At 38.5% G+C, this 21,646-nt stretch carries 14 protein-coding genes, 1 pseudogene and 1 riboswitch; of the genes and pseudogenes, 7 read left to right on the forward strand and 8 right to left on the reverse strand.

What is annotated here, in order from left to right:
• Nucleotides 1-153 precede the first annotated feature (153 nt).
• Nucleotides 154-2,289, forward strand: coding sequence for a DNA helicase RecQ (gene recQ, locus ACLIBH_RS01680; protein ID WP_439314935.1), 2,136 nt, complete (start codon nt 154-156; stop codon nt 2,287-2,289).
• Nucleotides 2,290-2,817: 528 nt separating this feature from the next.
• Here recQ and ACLIBH_RS01685 read toward each other — a convergent pair.
• The 3 genes from ACLIBH_RS01685 to cls all read right to left on the reverse strand — a co-directional run bounded on the left by ACLIBH_RS01685 (nt 2,818) and on the right by cls (nt 6,140).
• Nucleotides 2,818-4,056, reverse strand: a complete 1,239-nt coding sequence (locus ACLIBH_RS01685; protein WP_439314936.1) for an aminopeptidase — start codon at nt 4,054-4,056, stop codon at nt 2,818-2,820.
• 38 nt (nt 4,057-4,094) lie between these two features.
• A complete protein-coding gene (locus tag ACLIBH_RS01690) occupies nt 4,095-4,616 on the reverse strand; it encodes an acyl-CoA thioesterase (RefSeq protein WP_439314937.1) in 522 nt (173 codons plus the stop codon).
• A gap of 72 nt (nt 4,617-4,688) precedes the next feature.
• Nucleotides 4,689-6,140 (reverse strand): cardiolipin synthase, encoded by a 1,452-nt coding sequence (gene cls, locus ACLIBH_RS01695; protein WP_439314938.1) that lies wholly within the window; start codon nt 6,138-6,140, stop codon nt 4,689-4,691.
• Between the two features lie 266 nt (nt 6,141-6,406).
• On the opposite strand from cls, the gene ACLIBH_RS01700 reads away from it, so the two are divergent.
• Nucleotides 6,407-6,925, forward strand: coding sequence for a hypothetical protein (locus tag ACLIBH_RS01700; protein WP_439314939.1), 519 nt, complete (start codon nt 6,407-6,409; stop codon nt 6,923-6,925).
• A 210-nt stretch (nt 6,926-7,135) separates the two neighbouring features.
• Here the strand turns inward: ACLIBH_RS01700 and megL are convergent, their stop codons facing one another.
• Nucleotides 7,136-8,320, reverse strand: coding sequence for a methionine gamma-lyase (gene megL, locus ACLIBH_RS01705; protein ID WP_439314940.1), 1,185 nt, complete (start codon nt 8,318-8,320; stop codon nt 7,136-7,138).
• Nucleotides 8,321-8,991: 671 nt separating this feature from the next.
• On the opposite strand from megL, the gene rarD reads away from it, so the two are divergent.
• The 4 genes and pseudogenes from rarD (at nt 8,992) to ACLIBH_RS01725 (ending at nt 14,093) form a co-directional block, all read left to right on the forward strand.
• On the forward strand, nt 8,992-9,900 hold the full coding sequence (gene rarD / locus ACLIBH_RS01710) for an EamA family transporter RarD (protein ID WP_439314941.1): 909 nt from the start codon (nt 8,992-8,994) through the stop codon (nt 9,898-9,900).
• Nucleotides 9,901-9,969: 69 nt separating this feature from the next.
• Nucleotides 9,970-10,088, forward strand: a riboswitch (SAM riboswitch).
• A 134-nt stretch (nt 10,089-10,222) separates the two neighbouring features.
• Nucleotides 10,223-11,536: pseudogene (locus ACLIBH_RS01715) on the forward strand (O-acetylhomoserine aminocarboxypropyltransferase/cysteine synthase family protein); the annotation flags it as partial.
• A gap of 900 nt (nt 11,537-12,436) precedes the next feature.
• The gene (locus tag ACLIBH_RS01720; RefSeq protein WP_439315029.1) at nt 12,437-13,483 is read left to right on the forward strand and encodes an SGNH/GDSL hydrolase family protein; all 1,047 of its coding nucleotides are present in this window, start codon (nt 12,437-12,439) and stop codon (nt 13,481-13,483) included.
• A complete protein-coding gene (locus tag ACLIBH_RS01725) occupies nt 13,464-14,093 on the forward strand; it encodes a YpmS family protein (RefSeq protein ID WP_439314942.1) in 630 nt (209 codons plus the stop codon). The genes ACLIBH_RS01720 and ACLIBH_RS01725 overlap by 20 nt, the downstream gene beginning before the upstream one ends.
• 230 nt (nt 14,094-14,323) lie before the next feature.
• Here the strand turns inward: ACLIBH_RS01725 and ACLIBH_RS01730 are convergent, their stop codons facing one another.
• Nucleotides 14,324-14,950, reverse strand: coding sequence for a hypothetical protein (locus ACLIBH_RS01730; protein ID WP_439314943.1), 627 nt, complete (start codon nt 14,948-14,950; stop codon nt 14,324-14,326).
• A gap of 393 nt (nt 14,951-15,343) precedes the next feature.
• Between ACLIBH_RS01730 and ACLIBH_RS01735 the strand changes: the two genes are divergently transcribed.
• Nucleotides 15,344-16,966 (forward strand): ABC-F family ATP-binding cassette domain-containing protein, encoded by a 1,623-nt coding sequence (locus ACLIBH_RS01735; RefSeq protein ID WP_439314944.1) that lies wholly within the window; start codon nt 15,344-15,346, stop codon nt 16,964-16,966.
• 102 nt (nt 16,967-17,068) lie between these two features.
• On the opposite strand, the gene ACLIBH_RS01740 is transcribed toward ACLIBH_RS01735, so the two are convergent.
• The 3 genes from ACLIBH_RS01740 to ACLIBH_RS01750 all read right to left on the reverse strand — a co-directional run bounded on the left by ACLIBH_RS01740 (nt 17,069) and on the right by ACLIBH_RS01750 (nt 21,328).
• Nucleotides 17,069-17,833: a LysM peptidoglycan-binding domain-containing protein gene (locus ACLIBH_RS01740; protein WP_439314945.1), complete on the reverse strand. Its 765-nt coding sequence runs from the start codon at nt 17,831-17,833 to the stop codon at nt 17,069-17,071.
• A gap of 747 nt (nt 17,834-18,580) precedes the next feature.
• Entirely contained in the window at nt 18,581-20,122 is a 1,542-nt protein-coding gene (locus ACLIBH_RS01745) for an MFS transporter (RefSeq protein ID WP_439315030.1), read from the reverse strand.
• Between the two features lie 285 nt (nt 20,123-20,407).
• Nucleotides 20,408-21,328, reverse strand: a complete 921-nt coding sequence (locus ACLIBH_RS01750) for a DUF1002 domain-containing protein (RefSeq protein WP_439314946.1) — start codon at nt 21,326-21,328, stop codon at nt 20,408-20,410.
• Nucleotides 21,329-21,646 lie beyond the last annotated feature (318 nt).

The following is a 21,646-nucleotide window of genomic DNA, read 5'->3' on the forward strand; positions in this document are numbered from 1 at the left end:
TAGGGGGATCGCATTCGCTTGTGTGAACTTTCAACGTTAAATAGTCGCCTTAATTAATCGATGCTATAAAACGAAGCATATGATAGCAGCTGAATTTTTATCCGAATTCACAATTTCATGTTACGATATGAGTTGTAAAGGGGGAGCACACGAATGAAAATAGAAGAAGTCTTGCAAACATACTTTGGTTATAGCGAATTCCGAGCCGGACAAAAAGAAACGATCACACAAATTTTACATAAAAGCAACACACTTGCAGTAATGCCGACTGGAAGTGGAAAATCACTGTGCTATCAAATCCCTGGCCTAACAATGAGCGGAACAGCAATTATTATTTCTCCATTAATTTCCCTAATGAAAGATCAGGTCGATGCATTACAAGCAAATGGGATTAAAGCAACCTATATTAACAGCTCACTTTCTTCCTCTGAGCAACAAGATAGACTTTGGAAAATGGCTAAAGGAGCGTATACGTTTGTGTACGTTGCTCCTGAACGGTTTAATTCTTATTCCTTTATAAAAAGTCTTCAACGACTCACCATCTCTTTGATTGCTTTTGATGAAGCACATTGCATTTCTCAATGGGGGCATGATTTTCGACCTAGCTACCGTTCGATTATCCCGAGCTTGCAAAAATTAGCACATGTACCTACCATTGTTGCACTTACAGCAACTGCAACAGAACAAGTAATTGAGGATATTTGTTCGCTTTTGCAAATCGAACACATTGTTAAAACGGGGTTCGAAAGGAAAAACTTATCCTTTCACGTCGTAAAAGGAAAAGATAAATCGTCTTATATTCGAGACTACTTGCCCACACAAGAAGAAAAGTCTGGAATTATTTATACTGCAACCCGAAAACAGGCCGACCATTTATACGACCAACTGCAAAAACGAGGCTATCGAGCCCTTAAATACCACGCGGGGTTATCCGAGACCGAACGAAAAAAAGCGCAATCCGCTTTTACATATGAAGATAATGCTCTAATGATTGCTACGAACGCTTTCGGAATGGGGATTGATAAATCGAATGTCCGTTTTGTTATTCATTATGCTATGCCTATGAATATTGAATCGTATTATCAAGAAGCGGGACGAGCCGGAAGAGATGGAGAGCCTAGTGATTGCGTGCTTTTATTTTCGCCACAGGATATTCAATTGCAAAAATTTTTAATTGAACAATCGACCATGGATGAAGCGGCAAAGCAATTGGAATATCAAAAGCTGCAAGCAATGACTAATTATTGTTATACACACGGTTGCTTAACGAACTTTATTTTGGATTATTTTAATGATGCCAACGAACATACGCCTTGTAATCGATGCAGCAATTGCGTAGACCGACAAGAGAAAACCGACATAACAGAAGAAGCACAGATGATTTTATCGTGTGTAAAACGTATGGGGGAGCGGTATGGAGTCAGTATGACAGCAAAAGTATTAAAAGGCTCGAAGGATAAAAGAATCGACAGCTTTCAACTGAATAAACTATCAACGTATGGTATTTTATCGAACTATACAGAAAAAGAACTTACAGAATGGATTCATTTTCTAATAGCGGAGCAGCTATTAGATACCGAGGAAGGCAAATATCCTGTTTTAAGGCTAAATAAACAATCGGTTAACGTGTTAAAAGGAAAACAATCGGTATGGATATACACTGCGCCGATGCCAACAAATGAAGTAATTGATTACAATGAGGCGCTGTTTTCAGGCATGCGGAAGCGACGAAAGGAAATTGCCGATGCCGAACAAGTTCCACCCTATGTTCTTTTCTCGGACGCTACATTAAAAGACTTGTGTCGCTATCTTCCAACATCAAAAGAAGCGATGTTATCAATTAAAGGGATTGGAAATAAAAAATACGAACAATACGGAGAGCCTTTCCTTCAATTAATACATGAATGGAAAGAACAACATCCGGAAGCAAAGCCAAAAATTCAAATTTCCACGAATCGACTCGACAATTCAACGAGAAAAAAACAACAAAAGGAAGAGCCGAGTCACATAGTAAGCTATCAGCTCTTTCAAGCTGGCAAGTCAATATCTGCCATCTCTGTAATTAGAAATATGAGCCATCAGACGATTGAAGGTCATTTATTTAAAGCATTTAAAGCTGGATACCCGATTGCATGGGAAATATTTTTCACCGACATGGAAGAACGTGTCGTTCTTGACGCATATGAACAAAGTGATGATAAGCGATTAACTCCGGTAAAAGACATATTGCCTGAGGAATACACCTTTACGAAGATTAAAGCCGTTCTCGTAAAAAACAATCTTCTTTAAAATAAGCGATGAAGCTTGCGTTCTGAAAAACATAAATAAGGTACAAAAGATGAAGGCTGTGACAACGGCCTACTCGATATGTAAAGGAATGCAGTTTAAACTGAATTCCTTTTGACATTTTAATAAGAAATCCGAATAATGCTTCTACACAAAACATGTTATACAGTGTGTTGTTCATCGCTTTTATTTTTAGTTCAAGTGGGCGCTTTTTCGCGGGCATCGCCTCATCTTTTATAGCTCTCATTCGTGACCGCTATAAAGATTTTCGAACGCATGCTTTTCCCGCCAGTGTCGCTACCTTCCGTTACAATCAACTAGATTTGAGCATTCATATCTCTATGATTAGTAAATGATTTCAAAAAAACTGAAAGCAAAAAGAGCACCTTTTCGTAGGATTAAAGTAACATATACTAACCTACAGAGGTACTCTTATGTTTAAACAGGATACATAGATGTTGAGCCAGATTTTGGATTTTTCGTATATCGCCTCGTATGTACGTATGAGGCCATTCAGAAGTGCATTCGGTTTTAGCTTATATCGAATGCCCATGTTCCGTTACGAAATACAGCTTCTATCGTTCCATCCGTCTTCACACCGTCAATTGATAACTTATTTGATCCAATCATAAAATCAACATGAACAAGGCTGTCATTGACTCCATGGGCATCTAATTCTTTTTCATTCAATGATGCTCCGCCCTCCAAGTTCGTCGGATATGCTTTACCTAACGCTATATGACACGATGCATTTTCATCAAACAACGTGTTATAAAATATTAAGCCAGATTGGGAAATCGGTGACTCATCTGGAACTAACGCTACCTCTCCAAGGCGGCGTGCGCCTTCATCAGTCTCTAGCAAGTGCTTTAACGTCTCTTCCCCTTGCTCCGCTTTAAAATCAATCACTTTTCCATCTTTAAAGGTTAAGCTAAAGCGGTCAATTACGCTACCGCCATAATTTAATGGCTTCGTACTTGCGACCGTGCCGTTCACTTGGTATTTATGCGGAACAGTAAACACTTCTTCTGTTGGCATATTCGGATTAAATGGAATACCCTTTTCGGATTGTGCAGAACCGCCCTTCCATATATGGCCTTTTGGCAAGCCGATCTCCAAGTCCGTTCCTGGCCCTTTGAATATTAATTTGTCATAATTACGTTCATTTAATGCTTCTCTCGCTATTTTCAATGTATTGTTAAGCGTTTCCCAAGCAGCAATTGGGTCATCTTGATCCACGCGAACAATTTTCGCAATCGCCTGCCATAGCTTTTCAATAGCACCTTCTCTCGAATCGTCCGGAAAAATCTTTTGAGCCCAATCCCCAGTTGGAATTGAAATAATCGACCACGTAATTTTATCGTTCATAATATAGCGGCGGAAATTTGTTAATGCTTGGGCAGCAGCTTTATTTGCTGTTGCAATTCGATTTGGATCAATATTTTCCAGCAAATCTGGATTCGTTGAACGTATCGACAATACCGCCCCACCGTTAGTAGCAAATGATTCTTGCATCTTCACACTCCACTCTGGATAGGTAGCGAACACTTCTTCTGCTGCATGCTCATACTTTAATAATGTTAATTCATCGTCTACCCAGCTTACGTGCACATCTTTTGCACCTAATTCATACGCCTTCCGTACAACGATTCGAGTGAAATCAGCTCCTTCTATCGGTGCATTAATTAATAGCGCTTGGCCTTTTTGTAAATTAACGCCTGTACGCAAAGCTAACTCCGCATATTTCTCTTTTGTTTTTTGATCAATCATTTTGTCGCCTCCATTACTTTTAAACTACTAAAGATTTGTTACCTTTCGGAATCCCACGGAAAATCGGTGCCGAACGTTGCTGCCATCTTTTTAGATTGCTTTCTTCTTTCGTTTCGATGTTTTGCTCGAATTGGTGCACCTTCGTGTAGCATTTTTTCTATTTCGGAAACCGGATAAACAGATGGTACCTGTGTCGGCTTGCCTGCATCATCAATCGCAACAAAAGTTAAGAAAGCTGTGGAGCATACTTTGCGATCGCCCGTCAGTAGGTCCTCCGTTACCGCTTTTACAAAAACCTCCATAGATGTGTGATGTGTCCACGTCACAAACGCCTCTACACAAATGGAGTCGCCTTCTTTAACAGGCTCCAAAAAATCAACAGAATCCGTTGAAGCTGTTACGACCGTTTTTCTCGCATGTCGTGCAGCGGCTATTGCAGCAACATCATCTATGTGCGCCATAAGTCTTCCACCAAAGAGTGTGCCATGTGTATTGGCATCTGGTGGTAATACGTGAGCCGTTTTTACGGTTAGCGAATTAGAACAAGGTTTTCTTTCCATATGTCATTCCTCCTTAATTGTAAAGGTGCTTTATACGTCCATTGCTTTTAAGAACGGCGTTTTTTCATCAATTTAAAGAATCGGTGACAGCAAACGCGAGATTGACTCTCTGAACCGAATACCTAACGAGCGTTTTTTATACAGCTCCTTTGTCATCTGCGTTGATAGTGTAATGTCCTGTTGGAACACTTTAACAAGCTCTTTAGCAATATCTTTATCATATAAAAAGGCATTTACTTCAAAGTTAAGCCGGAAGCTTCGCACATCAATATTTGTCGTTCCAACAGATGAAACATTTCCATCAACGACAATTGTCTTCGCATGTAGGAAACCGTTTTGGTACAAATAAACTTCTGCTCCTTCGTTTAATAACTCTCCTATGTACGATAAAGTAGCCCAATACACGAAAGGATGATCTGGTTTATTTGGGATCATAATTTTAATTTTAACGCCGGACAGTGCCGCAATTCTAAGAGCATCCATTAAACTTTCATCGGGAATAAAGTATGGTGTCTGAATATATACATATTCCTTTGCCGTCAAGATCATTTTTATGTATCCATATTTAATTTGTTCCCAATCGGAATCTGGCCCACTGGAAACAATTTGCACACCAACATCTCCTGCTGCTTTCCCTACGTAAAATCGTTCTTCATATGGGATATGATTCCTTGAAGCTTGGTTCCAATCCAATATAAAACGCGTTTGCATATTACGAACGGCATCCCCAGAAATACGTAAATGCGTGTCTCGCCAATACCCAAACCGTTCATTTTTACCTAAGTATTCATCTCCAATATTGAAGCCACCAATGTAGCCGATTTGTCCATCGATAATCGCAAGCTTGCGGTGGTTACGGAAGTTAATTTTAAAATTTACTTTCGGTATTTTCGGTGGAAAAAATGCATCGACGTGAATTCCTTCTGCCTTTAAACGCTGTATGTACTTTCTACTTAGTAAGCGCGAGCCCATATCATCATACAGCAGACGAACTTCAACCCCTTCATGAGCTTTTTTTATAAGGACATCGGCAATTCGAGTACCGAGCTGATCGTGTCTAATAATATAATATAATAAATGAATATGGTCTTTCGCTTGTTCTAAATCCGTAATTAATGAAGAAAACTTAGCAACTCCATCTGTAAAAATATCTACTTCATTATCTTGCGTATAAATTGCATCGTTGTTTTTTAAATGCAAATAATACAAGTCCTTATATTGCATTAATACATCTTGTTTAAAATAAACCGTTTTCTCTTCTAATGTTCGTAACTGAGCTTGAACTTCTTTTAACACACCGAGTCTACTTTTCGTATCCCATGTAAAAATGCGTTTATGACTTAACTTCCTGCCAAAAATCAAATATAAAATAAAACCAAGAATGGGAATAAAAAAAAGTACCATTAACCATGCCCAAGTTGAGCTAGGGTTTTTTCGTTCTAAAAAGATAATCGTAAAAGCCAACACAAAGTTAAAAATCATAATAAGACTAATCAAATATGGTATTAATTGAGCTGCCTGCATGTAACAACACTCCTTCATTCAACCGAACAACTAACCCGAAAGAAATAAGACTTAATAGCTTTCTGTAAAAAAAGCATGATACAGATACTTTATCATACCCTTATCGAGCCAACTAAAACAAAACTGTTTCTACTAACTAATATAGCATAGAACGAAATCGTTCGATAACTTCCGAAACTGCTTTTGAACGACAAAATCAGACTATTTGCTGAATATTTCAGATAATGATATATTTGACCATATGATGAAATGGAGGACGTATTCAATTGAAAAAAGTATTTGCTATTCTAACTAGTTTACTGTTCGTTTTTTCTATGCAAAGCTATGTACAGGCAGAAGATCGGGCAGCAGCATCGAGCACTTTTGAAATGTCCGCAGCAATGAAGGACACACTTGCAATTTCTCTTATTTTAATTGTGACACTGCTATCTTGGATATTAGCCAAAAACTATAATAAGAGCCGGCACAATCCGGCAAGCTTTGATCCGGCCATCGGTATTGAAGAAAAGGCGCAAGCGCAAGGAGATATACGTGCGAGCAAAGCAAGCGAACAAGCCGTTAAAAGCACGCCTGTAACGACGATTTCGTCACCTCCAGCTAAACAGTCAGGAACCCTAGCCATTTCAGCAACAGAGCAAGGGAAAACAAACAAGGAGCTTATAAAGGCGAATGAGGCACCAAAGCAGGAAAAGAAAAGCGGTGTAAATTTATTTACGATTATCGCCCTTGTTTTACTAATTGGCAGTGCCTTTCTTAAAGGACCGAATCAAGATAGCAAAAAATAAGCATACTCACTAGGCACAATCATGTAACTTTCTATTTTGAGTTAAAAATGAACGAATGAAAATGGGTTCGGTTATCAAAGAAGATAATCGAACCCAATTTGTTTGCTTATCCAATGCGTTTTAAAGCACAAATTAATTGCACATATATTATTGCTGAAGCAAATCATATGTACTACATTCATGTGGACTTAATTTTCATACAAACGATTTTTATAGTTTATTTAACGCTTGCTCTAAATCTTCCCAAATATCTTCCCATGCCTCTAGTCCGACAGAAAGACGAATTAACTGATCGGTTATTCCCATAAGCAGACGCTCGTTTTCTGGAATTACTGCATGTGTCATTGTTGCCGGATGTTCGATTAAGGTTTCTGCATCGCCTAAACTGACCGCTACTTTTAGAAATGCTAAATCATTTAACAATGCTTGAGCTGCTTCTTTCGTGCCACCAATTTCAAAAGCGATCACACCACCGCCACGCTTCATCTGCTTTTTAGCAATCGGATAATTCGGATGATTTGTATCATGTGGATAATAAATAGCCTTTATTTTTGGATGCTTGCGCAGCTTTTCAAATATTCTCTCTGCATTATCGCTATGGCGATCCATGCGTAGTGGCAATGTTTTCATTCCTCTAAGCAAAAGCCAAGCGTCAAAAGGCCCTATTACGCCACCGATATCCTTTTGTGTAGTTGCAGCAACTTCGTCTAAAAACTCTCTTTTACCAACTGCCAACCCAGCGATTACATCCCCATGACCGTTTAAGTACTTCGTTGCACTATGAACAACTACATCGCAGCCTAATTCTAGTGGACGTTGTAAATATGGCGAGGAAAATGTGTTGTCCACTACTACAGGTATGTTATATTCTTTAGCTACCTCTGCGACCATTTGTAAATCAATTAACTTCATTGTCGGATTAATCGGTGTCTCCACATAAATACAAGACGTTTCTGGCTTAATTTGCGCGCGTATTTCTTCCTTTGTATCCATCGAAATAAAATCAAAGGACATATTATACTTTTCCTTCATCATCGTCAAAAGTCCAAATGTACATCCATAAATGCCCGATGAACATAAAATATGATCGTTAGCCTTCGTTAATGCGATTAATACAGCTGAGATCGCACCCATTCCAGAGCTAAATGCAAGTCCACGCTCTCCGTTTTCCATTGCAGCGATGCGCTTTTCCAATACAGTTACTGTTGGATTGCCAATTCTAGAATAAATATATCCTTCCTCTTCACCAGCAAATCGGCGCTCACCTTGTTGCGCCGATTCAAATTCATATGTAGATGTTTGAAATAGTGGCGTTGAAATACTTCCGTGCATACCTTTAGCATTATAGCCTTCATGTATAGCAGTAGTTTCAAATCGTTTGTTATCGTTTCCCATGCTTAATCCTCCCTGTAAAAATTGTTTATCTAACTTTTAATCCATTATAAAGGATTCGCGATTGACTTGAAAGCGAAGCTTCTTTACTGATTGAGTCTCGTTTTTATCGTTCTTATTTCAATACGTTAAAAAGCTTCTATTGATCACATCTACTTCCATTTTACGCGGTCTTGATTATGTACAATTGTTATTGCAAGACGATTACGAAAGACGTATGAGTAAAATGTTTGTGGGGGAACAGATGCACGAATCTAATTAGATAATATGTGATCAATTTTACTTCGAACGATATACACATGAATAACACCGTTGATTTTCACTGCAGGTGGATGCTTTCCGCGGGCACGGCTTCAGCCTCCTCGGAAAGCGTAGTGTATATCTACTGCGGTCGGTAGGAATCAATACTAATAGTAACGAATACAAAGAGAGTTTTTTTAACTTCTTAAAATAACACCCACAAATACTTGACTCAATCACGAAAGACGCGGTAATTGCTTTTACGTATAATCCCTTCTAAAATTGTATATGTTTCATGCAACCGTTGATTTTCAATATATTTTTGTTGAAAAATCCTTGCTTGACGAAACAATTGCCGTACACCGAAGGAATTAATTCGCAGCGCGCTTTTAATCGTCACGAACTGTACTTTTATTGGAAAAGAGGGAAACATCATGACAAGTAATAGCAAATCAGGGATTATATATGCATTGGCTGCTTATATATTATGGGGGTTCCTCCCTATTTATTGGAAGCTCGTGAATAACGTTCCAGCAGATACCGTATTAGCGCACCGTATTATTTGGTCTTTTGTACTTATGATGGCCGTAATTCTACTTTTACGAAAAGGATCTTCATTCTTGCAGACGTGCAAGCAATTAATCGCTGATCGAAAAAAATTAATTAGCATCCTATCAGCATCCTTTATCATTAGCTTTAATTGGCTAATTTTTATTTGGGCGGTTAACAGTGATCATGTCATTCAAGCAAGCCTCGGCTATTATATTAATCCGCTCGTTAGTATTTTACTCGGTATTATTGTGCTAAAAGAAAGGCTGACGAGAAGGCAATTATTTTCTATAATTCTTGCAAGTATCGGCGTTTTAAATTTAACAATTAGTTTCGGTGTTTTCCCGTGGGTTTCCCTTCTACTCGCTATAACATTCGCTTTATACGGCCTTTTTAAAAAAATGGTTAATCTTAGCTCCCTCTTTGGCCTTGCAATTGAAACAATGATTGTTATGCCGATTGCACTTATTTATGTATTGTTTTTTTCTAGTGGGTCAACACCCGCTCATACAGCGGATTCTTTAACCGTACTATTGTTAATTGGTACGGGGGTAGCAACAGCTGTACCGCTCCTTTTATTTGGAAGCGCTGTGCGTACGATTCCGTTGTCAATGGTCGGGTTTTTGCAATATATTGCGCCAACAATAATGTTACTTCTCGGTGTGTTCTTGTACGGAGAAACCTTTTCACAAGCGCATCTCCTTTCATTTATTTTTATATGGATTGCCCTCTTTCTTTATATGGGCAGTTCTTTAAGGCACCGTCCTATTCGTAAAGAAAAACAGCAACATTGAATTTTTCAAATCTTTTGTTGACAAATGTATTTTCTTCATGTAACATACATTTTAATCTAATAGTTATATCTCTTATCAAGAGCGGCGGAGGGAATAGGCCCGATGAAGCCCAGCAACCTAAAAGCATTTCGATATGCTTTTGATGGTGCCAAATCCTACAGGTCATCTCTTGATCTGGAAGATAAGAGGAGGAACGGTAGCATTTAACGCCCTCTTCTTATGAAGAGGGCTTTTTGTATCCCTACCCCTTCTCAATCCAGATTCCTGCTTCAAAGCATACGTGCGTTCAGCGCACTACGTGCAAATCTCACAAGGCGGTTAAATGGCCGGCTTAAAAATCCAAGGAGGAATTATTTTGACAAACTTTAATTACGAAGACAAAGAAACAATTTTATTACATGGAGGGCAGTCTGTTGACCCAACGACAGGTTCTCGTGCTGTTCCAATTTATCAAACAACATCGTATGTCTTTAACGACACGGAGCATGCACAAAATTTATTCGGTTTAAAAGAGCCGGGAAATATTTATACGAGAATAATGAATCCAACAGTTGATGTATTTGAACAGCGAGTTGCTTTATTAGAAGGTGGCGTAGCAGCAGTTGCAACCTCATCAGGAATGGCCGCTATTACATATGCTATCTTAAACATTGCTAGTGCTGGCGATGAAATTGTTGCAGACAGCAATTTGTATGGTGGAACGTACAACTTATTTGTACATACATTACCGCGCTATGGCATTAATGTAAAAATTGTTGACGGAACCGATCCTGAAGCAATTCGAGCTGCGATAACTGATAAAACTAAGGCAGTTTTTGGTGAAACAATTACGAACCCTAGCTTAAACGTTTTTGATGTAGAAAAAGTAGCGGAGATTGCCCATGAAAATAACATTCCATTAATTATTGACAATACATTTGCTCCATATTTTGCAAATCCAATCCAATGGGGTGCTGACATTGTCGTCCACTCAGCGACTAAATGGATTGGCGGACATGGGACGACAATTGGCGGGATCGTAGTAGATGCTGGCAGGTTTGATTGGAGTTCAGGGAAGTTCCCTGGCTTTACAGAACCAGATGAAAGCTATGGCGGGATTCGATTTGCTGATCTAGGTGAACCAGCATTTGCCTTAAAGTTACGTGTTCAGCTTTTACGCGATACAGGGGCATGCTTAAGTCCACAAAATGCATTTTTACTTATCCAAGGCCTGGAAACATTGCATTTACGAATTGAGCGTCATAATCAAAATGCTCAAGAAGTTGCAGCGTTTCTACAAGAGCATCCAGCAATAGAGTGGGTCAACTTTCCAGGTCTAGAGGATCATCCATCACATAAACTAGCGAAAAAGTACTTCAAAGATGGATACGGCTCCGTTATTACTTTTGGAATTAAAGGTGGACGTGAAGCAGGCAGACAGCTAATTGACAATGTACAATTATGGTCTCACGTGGCGAATGTAGGAGATGCAAAGTCATTAATTATTCATCCTGCTTCCACTACACACCAACAATTAAGTGCGGAAGACTTAAAGAAAAGTGGCGTTTCTGAGGAACTTGTTCGTCTTTCTGTTGGAATTGAATCAACTAAGGATATTTTAAAAGATTTAGATGAAGCTATTACAAAAGCTGTCGGTAAATAATTAGCACAAAAACATGAACGCTTGCGCTCTGATCTTGCTGACTTGCACTACAGCCGACAGGCTTGCCGCGGTTACTGCCTCCGCTTCTGTAGCTCCTCTAACTGAGTCGCTACAGTGATCTTCGGACGCGTGCTATTTCCGCAGGAGTCCGTCGACTTCCGTTCCAGTCATCTTTAAGAGTGGGAATGTCATAATTGCACACACTTCAATGCTGTTTCATTTGTATTGGAGTGTGTTTCTTTATGTTTTGTATTGTATTTTGTTTCTACAGAGAAATTCATTTGTTTTTTAATATGAAATCAAAATGACGTCCGTAAATTTCCTTCACAGTTCCCTACCAAATAGTAATGTGATTTTTCTTCACCAACGTCCTATATTGTACAACCCATTGAGTTCGCCTTCTTTTGGGGGCGAACTTTAATAATTTGTGTACCGTTCTCGTTCATTTTACTCTTTTTAAAGCTGCTCTCAATTCCTTCTATCCATGAAAATTATCCAATCTGTAAGTTATTGGAACGCCCTAGTAAAACTATCCGATCGAACGAGCAGATAGTCTCGCTATGCCATTTTCTAAAGTAAACGAAAGAACTTTAATATGTGACGAGGAGTTCACCATTCGATTACAAAATCATCGTTCATGTTTACATGGCTGAATTAACGTGTAAAATATATATACACTATTTTTTAATGTCTTATAAGCAAGAATCGGATTCCATGCTTATAATAAATATATCTAAAAGACCTTGTAACGCTACTTAAATAATCAAACGAGTAATTCAATTCCTTTAAATATAAAATACTTTTTTAAACGAACGAGCGGATTATGAACGTAGCTATGCAATGTTAGAAATAACGAAGAAAATTAGTCTTTGTAAGAGCTTATAATTGATTCATGTGCATATATTGACATTTATTAAGAAGTGGATTTTTCAGAAACGGATCGCTTTACGTTCAATTCGGTCGTTGTTAAAGAACATTTGTATAGGTGTGGTTCAAATTAAACAGTTTGCATTTATTATTTTTATTTTATTTCTCGCCGTTGGCATTGGAGCCATTTTTATCATAACGAACGAAAAGAAACCGACCTCTTCCACCGAAACAAACACAAAAAAACAAATACCAATAGTGACAGAACTTGAAGAACAGACCCCGCGTAAAGAAACCGACCCAAGTGCCGAAGTAGTTGAAAACAAGCCAAATTCAGGAGATGAGGTCGTACGTGAACAAGTAAAGGAATTCATTGTTGAATCTGTAAAGGGTGCGATCGATTTCTTTTTTAATAAGGAAACCAAAATCGTAGCGATAGGTGACTCTTTAACCCAAGGTGTTGGAGATCGTACTGGTAAGGGTGGATATGTTGGCATTCTTGATCGGTCTTTAAATGAAACGGAATCCATCGTCCAATTTGATAATTACGGAAAAAGAGGAAATCGTTCAGATCAACTGCTCAAACGTTTGGATGAACCAGAAATATCGGCGTCCTTAAAAAAGGCAGATATTGTACTCATTACAATTGGGGCAAACGATATTATGCAAGTATTCAAGGAAAATTTTACAAATTTAACATTACGCGAATTTGAACACGAACGACTTCAATACGAAAATAGACTTGAAATGATTTTCACTAAAGTTCGTGACATCAACCCTACCATTTCTATTTATTTGCTCGGTTTTTATAACCCATTTGATAAATATTTTAAAGATATTAAAGAGCTTAATATGATTGTTGATGGTTGGAATCGAACTGGCGAGCAAGTAACACAAGCATTTGATCAATCATATTTTATTCCAACGAATGACCTATTTAACGACAAGACGGTGCATTTGCTTGCGGAAGATAATTTTCACCCTAATTACTTAGGGTATCAACGGATTGCCGAACGGGTACTTACGTATTTAACAGAACGAGAAGGTGACATGCATGAAAAACAAACAGAATGATAAACAAATTTGGAAACGACGTTTTTATTGGTTGTTCTTCATTAATGCAAGCATTTTTTTGCTATTCATTTTATTTCTATTATGGCCGGTATCTAGCAATGAGCATCTTCCTTCTGAATCAGCACAAGATGAGGACAGTTCTGAATTCACCGTGCGAACGACAAAAAAGAATTTAAATGAGCTGGCCAATGCGTACATTGATAAATTACTGCAAGGGACAAACCATCATTACCAAATTATATTGGATGAGGATGTTCAATTGTTAGGCGAGCTGCCCGTATTTTCAACGACCGTACCACTCGTTATCCACTTTAATCCATCTGTTCAGGATAATGGGGACATCATCTTAGAGCAGGAGTCAATATCAGTCGGCCTTTTGCAATTACCAAACAAAAAAATTATGGAATATATGAATAAATATTTGCCGATGCCAGAGTGGGTTACTGTCAACCCAAAAAAAGAGGAAATATATGTGGCTGTAACCGAAATGGAAATAAAAAGTAACTTTCGCGTCCGTGTCGAACAATTTGATTTACAGTCGAATCATTTAGCTTTTAAAATAAAAGTACCTTATGAGACGCTCGGGATTGAATCTGCTAAAGAGCATTAGAGCTTAAAGCTACATAACGGAACACTATCCAAGCAATAATAAACACTGCCGCTATAGTTACAAAAAACAGCTCATTACAGACAGAAAAATAAGCAAAATGATAGGAGCTTGGGCTACCCACGCTCCTTTTGTACTAAATTTATTTTAATTTCTTATTTGAAGATGTTAGTGTAGCGCTTTACTAATTTGTCCTTTAAAGAGAAGTGCACTGTTGAATATGCTGTAGTTTTTTAGCGTATAACAAATCGTTTCACTTTTTTTGTTAACAAAATAAAGAATGATTGCCGTCGTTGAATCGGTTTATAAATAAAAACGTTATTGGCACTTTTTCGATCAGTTGTATAATCGCCGAGCCTTCCATGGTAAATAAGCTGCATTCCGATATGATTCCGTATATCTGTTGGCGTTACAAAGCATTCTGGCTTTGGAAAGCGGAAAGAATTCGCATTACTTAACACCGTTGCTACAAATTGAGAACAAAACAGTGCATGCTTTCGGTCAAATTCAATCTGAAGCACAAAACCAATGAGTCCTAAAAAATTATATTTATATATATCTTTTTTCGCTTCGATTTCTTTCGTTTTTAGCACTATATTGTCAAACTCCGCTTGCGTTAATGAATAAGAATAAATAGCGCAGCTCGCATTTTGCAGAAAAGAGCTTTTCGTATCCTCCCGAACAAATCCCCCGCTAAATGGATTATTCGGATTTTTACGCCCGAAGCTATACATTTCATTTAGTTGGTCATCAAAAGCAATGGATACATGGTTTAATGGTTGCCTAGTATATAAGTTTATAAGACGAGATAAATAGGTGCCTGTATTCGTGAACACAAAATAAATCGTTGTTTCCTGCATCTCATCCCCCCATGTGATCATTTGTTTTATTGTTGCATATTTCTTCATATATTCATAGACTTTTCTTTTGCAATGCGCAATTCTTTTTTGCAAGACTGGATCAAATGTACGAGATTGTATTCCTATACTGTATGCAGCGAACGATGGATGCGACTATCGTTGATGAGCAAAAACCCTGCAAATACGAAACCCTTTTTTCGGTAGCGATCACAAGGTAGCGAATATCGTTAATAATCATCAATATGGTCATAAAAATACGTTAGACAAAAATTGGGGGGACAAAGGTGTAAAAGGGGGCGTATACGTGAGTCCCCATCGGAAGTTCTGCATTGACGAAACAGAATAAATCCCGTAAGCTAACGATGATTACTAATTTTGGAGGAAATACTATATATGATTACCGTTACGAATGTAAGTTTACAATATGGCGATAAAAAATTATTTGAAGATGTTAACTTGAAGTTTAATCCGGGGAACTGCTACGGAGTAATTGGAGCGAATGGTGCGGGTAAATCAACATTTCTTAAGGTTTTATCAGGAGATGTTGAGCCACAATCTGGTCATGTATCCATCGGAGCCGATAAAAGACTTGCCGTTTTAAAACAGGATCATTTTGCTTATGAAAATGAGCAAGTGTTAGAAACCGTGCTAATGGGGCATGAAAAACTATATCGTGTAAAACAGGAAAAAGATGCGATCTACACAAAGGAAGATTTTTCAGAAGCGGATGGTATGCGTGCTGCGGAATTGGAAGGTGAATTTGCGGAGCTCAACGGCTGGGAGGCTGAATCCGATGCTGCTGTCTTACTAAAAGGATTAGGAATAGATGAAACATACCATTATATGACAATGGCCGATTTATCAGGCGAACAAAAGGTTAAAGTGTTACTCGCCCAATCATTGTTCGGTAATCCCGATATTTTATTGCTAGACGAGCCGACAAACGGACTTGACATTCAGGCAATCCAATGGCTAGAAGACTTTCTCATTAACTTTGAAAACACAGTAATTGTCGTTTCACACGACCGACACTTTTTAAACAAAGTATGTACGCATATTGCTGATGTAGACTTTGGAAAAATTGAAATTTATATCGGAAATTATGACTTTTGGTATGAGTCAAGTCAGCTAGCAGCTAAAATGGCGAAAGAGGAAAATAAGAAAAAAGAAGAAAAAGTGAAAGATTTACAAGCATTTATTGCACGTTTTAGTGCAAATGCTTCTAAATCAAGACAGGCGACTTCACGCAGGAAGCTATTGGAAAGCATCACACTTGATGACATTAAGCCCTCTTCACGTCGTTATCCATACGTGTCCTTTACACCGGGTCGAGAAATTGGTAATGATTTGCTCCGAGTGGAAGGGTTAACGAAAACAATCGGAGGAAAAAAAGTACTAGATAATGTTAGCTTTACCATTAATAAAGATGACAAAGTAGCCTTTGTAGGTAAAAACGACATTGCTAAAACAACTTTATTTCAAATTTTAATGGGAGAAATTGAGCCGGATGCTGGCACGTTCCACTGGGGAGTTACTACATCGCAATCTTATTTCCCTAAGGATAACTCGGCATTTTTTGAAAACAATGATCTTCCATTGGTTGATTGGCTACGACAGTATTCTCCAGAAGATCAAACAGAGACATTTCTTCGAAGCTTCTTAGGGAGAATGTTATTTTCAGGTGAAGAAGCTCTCAAAAAAGCAAATGTGCTGTCCGGTGGTGAAAAAGTTCGTTGTATGCTATCTAAAATGATGTTAAGCAATGCCAATGTACTTCTATTTGACGAACCGACAAGTCACTTGGATCTTGAGTCAATTACATCACTAAACAATGGGCTTATTAAATTTAAAGGGTCCATTTTATTCACCTCTAGTGATCATCAGTTCGTAAATAGTATTGCTAATCGATTAATCGAGATGACACCTAGCGGAATAATTGATAAAGAAATGAGTTATGACGAATACGTACGCGATCAAAAGTTACAAAAACAAATAAAAGCAATGTACGCGGTATAATCAATTTCTGTAAATATATATTGAATATAAAAAATAAAAAGCACTTGCTCCTTTATATAAGGGCAAGTGCTTTGTTTGGGTGGGTATACAGCTGGTAAATTGTTAATCCATTATTGTTACATTTACAGTTCTTACGCCCCAGCTGTATGCTTGGTCTTTTGTTGGTACATGTATATCAATTTTGTTTCCTTTAATTGCTCCCCCAGTATCTGCAGCGATTGCTTCTCCATAACCTTCTACATATACTTTTGAACCGAGAGGGATAACGTTCGGATCTACTGCGATTACCTTAGCATTCGGATTGCTGTTTAAGTCAACGCCGGTAGCAGTAATTCCCGAGCAACCTGTACACTTAGCTGTATAGGCTGTGGCTGACACAGAAATTGTTTTTCCTTCTGCTTTCTTTTTTGCTGTACTTTCTGCACGCTGTTTATTTTGCTTAACTTGTTTTTCTTTAGGAGCTGTGGCAGTCTGTTCTGCTCGCGCCTTGTCCGCTTGGACCTCTGTTTTTTCTTCATCAATTGTTACATGAATTTCCAACTCTTGTCCAACTGTAATTATGGAGTCTTCCAATTCATTCCACTCTTTAACATCTTCTATCGTTACATCAAATTTATTTGCTATATAAGATAGTGTATCTCCTTCTTCAACAACGTATACTTCGTTAATCAACAGCATTTGCTTTGGCTGAATAACGGTCGTATTTAACTGATTTAGTTCAACTAATACATCAACAGTTGTATCATGTTCTTCTGCTATATTCCAAAGGTTGTCTCCTTCTTGTACTTCATATTCTGCTGCTGAAACATGCGTTACAGCTGTGCCAGCGATCATTCCACCCAGAATAATTCCTGCTAACTTTTTCATAGGTAGCTTCCTCCTTCAAATTCTGACATTGCCTATCGTATCACAGGGATACAGACATTGCAGTTACAGACAAGTTAAGTGTCTGTTACAAGCATTACCAAATTAGGGTAGATATATTACAAGTTTTATAGAATTGTAATATTGGAGGCCTACGTATGTTCGCCATTGACAAAATATGTATATTTTTTATAGAAAACAAGTGGATTTCCCTGTAGAATAAAACTCGTCGAAAACATATCCAGGAGAGAAATCACTTGTCGAGTCGCTTATGGGTACAGAAGCTTCACGAATGATAAGAATCAAATCACGCTTTATTTCAAGCGAAAACCTGTAAAAAAAATTACAAAACATAAAGAAACACTCCAATGCGACTTAAACAGCATTGAAGTGTGTACAATAAGGCTATTAGACCTCTATAAGCTGACTGGAACGGAAGTCGACGGACTTCTGCGTAAATAGCACGCGTCCGAAGATCCCTGTAGCGACTCAGTTAGAGGAGCTACAGAAGCGGAGACAGTAACCGTGGAAAGCCTGTCGGCTGTAGTAGTAAGTCAGCGAAATCAGAGCGCAAGCTTCTATGTTTCGTTCTACTTCATGAGTACGTATTCCTTTACTTAACATACATCACCAGCATCATCCTAACAGAAAAAAAGCCGCTTCCTGTTTTGCACTGAACAGAGAACCGGTTTTAAAACAAATTAATTTCATGAATTTTATAAACGATCGTACTTCTTTTAATTACGCCATCTATCGTTTACGCAGGCGGAGGGATAAGCCGATTAGCAATACAAAAATAGAAAGAGCACCAGAGACGATAAACAACAAATTATAGCCTGTTTCCATTGCGGCTGTCACGAGGTCATAAAGCAAATTGCGTAAATCTGGATCGGTAACTTGTTTAACTTGCTGTAACAATTCTGTAAAGCTTTGTTGATCCTTCTCCAAATGAATGCTTACTTCTTGAGTGTCATCTACGTGCTGAACAACGGACTCCGCCTGATGCAAGCCCCCTGTAATGAAGCTTGCAAAAATAATCGGAAATAATGTTAGTCCAATTTGGCGAACGAGTGATAACGTCCCTAATGCCGAGCCATATTGGGCTTTTTCTGCACTTTCGCCCGCAAGTACATTTAATGGTGCACCGAGCAGTATTCCAAGACCGACACCGGATAAAATACTTGCGATTAAAAAGGAAGAAAAGCCATCTACCCAATAAGGAAATAACAGAAAACCGATCGAACCAACTACACCTGAATAAACGACTGCTCGAATAGCACCGTATTTATCTGTTAAAAACCCACCTAAGCCTGCACCAATTCCTGACGCAACTGCAAGGGGGGTTAGCCAAAATCCAGCACTTTCCGCTGGAACATGCAATACGTGCTGAACATATGACGGTATAAAAATTATCCCTGCCAAAAAACCACCGGATAATAGACCGAGCAGCAATGTCATCTGGAAGCGCGACTTTGTTAGTAATGTGTAGGAGATAATTGGATCGCCTCCAGTACGCTCTAACGTGCGTTCATGGATTATAAGTACAAATAGCAAACCAATTCCAACAATCAAGAATGGCAGAACGGACAATTTCGTTACGCTATTAAGTAGAGCGACGCTGTCTATTTTCGTAATCGCATACATAAATGCTAAAATTCCAAGTGACAATAGCATCGTACCTTTAAAATCCAAAGGTTTAACTTGCGATGCGGTCGTTTCTTCAATTTTTAACAATCCAAAAGCGATTAAAAAGATTGCAATCGGAATATTAATTAAAAACATCCAATGCCACGAACCGGTTAACGTTAATATAAAAGCACCTAAATTCGGCCCTACCACTGCAGCTAATCCGTGCATGCCGCCTAATAAGCCAAGCGCTTTTCCTTGTTTTTCTTTCGGTAGCGTCGCTAAAACGTGTGAGCTACCTATGATAAAAATACCGCCTCCACCGACTGCTTGAATAAAGCGTGCGATAAGTAATACGATAAAGTTCGGACTAAAAGCGACGAGTAGCGAACCAAGGCCGAACAAAGCCACTTCCACAATGAACAGCCGCTTTCTTCCATAGTTATCTGATAACTTTCCGACAATAGGTACACTGATAGCAACACCGAGCGTATATAATGTCACTGTCCATGCGCCCCACGAGGGACTAACTTCAAATGTCTCATAAATGGTTGTTAGCGCTGTACTTATAATGCCGTTATCGATACCAGCCATAAAAACACCAATCGTGAATAAGGCGATTGGCCATTTTTGTGAAACATTGGCTTCTTTTATCATTTTAATCATCTCCAAAGTTAGTGCAAACGGTATGTAATGAAGCAAGTCTGCTTTTACTATGTATATACAGATGAATGAAAAGGGGCTCATTGCAAGCGAGCCCTTTTCATCCTATTACCGAACGTACACAATCGAAATGAACATGCATGAACGGTATCGATTGTATTTCGTAATTTATAACAGGCGACTTAATTATAAGCAATGCATACTTTTCGGCCTTTAAGGTGGTCAGCGAGACAGAGTGTGTAGCTCCACCTGTTTACGACGTATGTTTTACGGTAAAAACAGTCCTTTTTATTCAAATAAGCTCGTTAATTTATTTAGGAGATCTTTAAAGAAATTGCTAACCTTTTCCCAAAACCCTTCGTCAAGTTCAATATTTAAGTCTCCTAATTTGTCTTTGATAGTAGAAGTTATATCTTCGAGCTGGCTTTTTACTTGGTCAAAATCAATATTTAAATTACGCATTTTCTCAAAAAGATCAATTAGTAATTGACGATCTTCCTCGCTTAACGATATTTCTAGTTTGTCAAGCTGCTCTTTTACAATACGCTCGACATCTTCTTTTGTTGCGGGGTTTTGTTCAGCAATTTCCTTTTTAATTTCCGTCAGCAGCTCACTTACTTTTTCTTGACTCATTCCTTCCTTTTCAGCAAGGTCTGTTGCTACGTCTAGTTCTTCATTAGCGAGTTCCATACGTTCCTTATCGAGTGTCTCACCTTCTGCATCGTATGCTTTATAAATCCCCGTTAGCGCAGAATGACCGGTTACCTTGACAGGCGACGCTACATCAACCGTCGCATTTTCAACACCGGCAGTAAGGAGCGCATTCGAGTACATTTCGCTCGTTACTTGTGTAATATTATCTGGCGTAACGATGTTGATTACGAGTCCGTGCCCTTTTTCTTCTCGAACAATTTTAGCTGAAGAAAACATACGTGAATTTGGATCGCCATCAATATATTTCGCCGCATCTTGCCCAGTTACAGAAAATTCCTTCACATTTTCTGAATTTGCAACATTTAATAGTTCGCTCACTTCAGCCTTTTGCGCCTCGTTTAATGTATCTCCATATACAATAATCGGCACTCCAAGCTTTTCATTTATTACCTCTTCATCATTCCCACCATCATCTGCAAATACCGGTAGAGCCATACCGACGAACAAACCGAATAGTACGATGAACAAAATAGATAGCTTTACCTGCTTTTTCATACGTGATCACTCCTCTTTCAAGCGTTCTTTTAATACAACTCTTTCAAAAGGCTATACTTGAATAAAAGCAATGTGTTGCATTTGCTATTCCACATCACCTCCGTAAAACTCCTATTTCCGAAGGCAGCCAAATGAAAAAGCAAGGAAAGTTGTTCCGTTGCCACATGCAACTAAGACTCTCGACTCATTGCTCTTACGGCTTCAAAACAGCTTCCTTTATTACTACTATATGCTTGTACAACATTCCTTCATTACTCATTTCAGCATAACTTTTCGTTATGTTCATTCCGGCACAAAATAGTATGCTGTGCTCTTACT

Source organism: Virgibacillus sp. W0430 (genome assembly GCF_051846935.1).
In the GTDB taxonomy this organism is placed as follows: Bacteria; Bacillota; Bacilli; order Bacillales; family Amphibacillaceae; genus JBPYCR01.

Coding starts and splice junctions, on each gene's coding strand:
- recQ (WP_439314935.1), top strand. CDS start 154: ATGAAAATAGAAGAAGTCTTGCAAACATACTTTGGTTATAGCGAATTC.
- ACLIBH_RS01685 (WP_439314936.1), bottom strand. CDS start 4,056: ATGATTGATCAAAAAACAAAAGAGAAATATGCGGAGTTAGCTTTGCGT.
- ACLIBH_RS01690 (WP_439314937.1), bottom strand. CDS start 4,616: ATGGAAAGAAAACCTTGTTCTAATTCGCTAACCGTAAAAACGGCTCAC.
- cls (WP_439314938.1), bottom strand. CDS start 6,140: ATGCAGGCAGCTCAATTAATACCATATTTGATTAGTCTTATTATGATT.
- megL (WP_439314940.1), bottom strand. CDS start 8,320: ATGGGAAACGATAACAAACGATTTGAAACTACTGCTATACATGAAGGC.
- rarD (WP_439314941.1), top strand. CDS start 8,992: ATGACAAGTAATAGCAAATCAGGGATTATATATGCATTGGCTGCTTAT.
- ACLIBH_RS01725 (WP_439314942.1), top strand. CDS start 13,464: ATGAAAAACAAACAGAATGATAAACAAATTTGGAAACGACGTTTTTAT.
- ACLIBH_RS01730 (WP_439314943.1), bottom strand. CDS start 14,950: ATGCAGGAAACAACGATTTATTTTGTGTTCACGAATACAGGCACCTAT.
- ACLIBH_RS01735 (WP_439314944.1), top strand. CDS start 15,344: ATGATTACCGTTACGAATGTAAGTTTACAATATGGCGATAAAAAATTA.
- ACLIBH_RS01740 (WP_439314945.1), bottom strand. CDS start 17,833: ATGAAAAAGTTAGCAGGAATTATTCTGGGTGGAATGATCGCTGGCACA.
- ACLIBH_RS01745 (WP_439315030.1), bottom strand. CDS start 20,122: ATGATTAAAATGATAAAAGAAGCCAATGTTTCACAAAAATGGCCAATC.
- ACLIBH_RS01750 (WP_439314946.1), bottom strand. CDS start 21,328: ATGAAAAAGCAGGTAAAGCTATCTATTTTGTTCATCGTACTATTCGGT.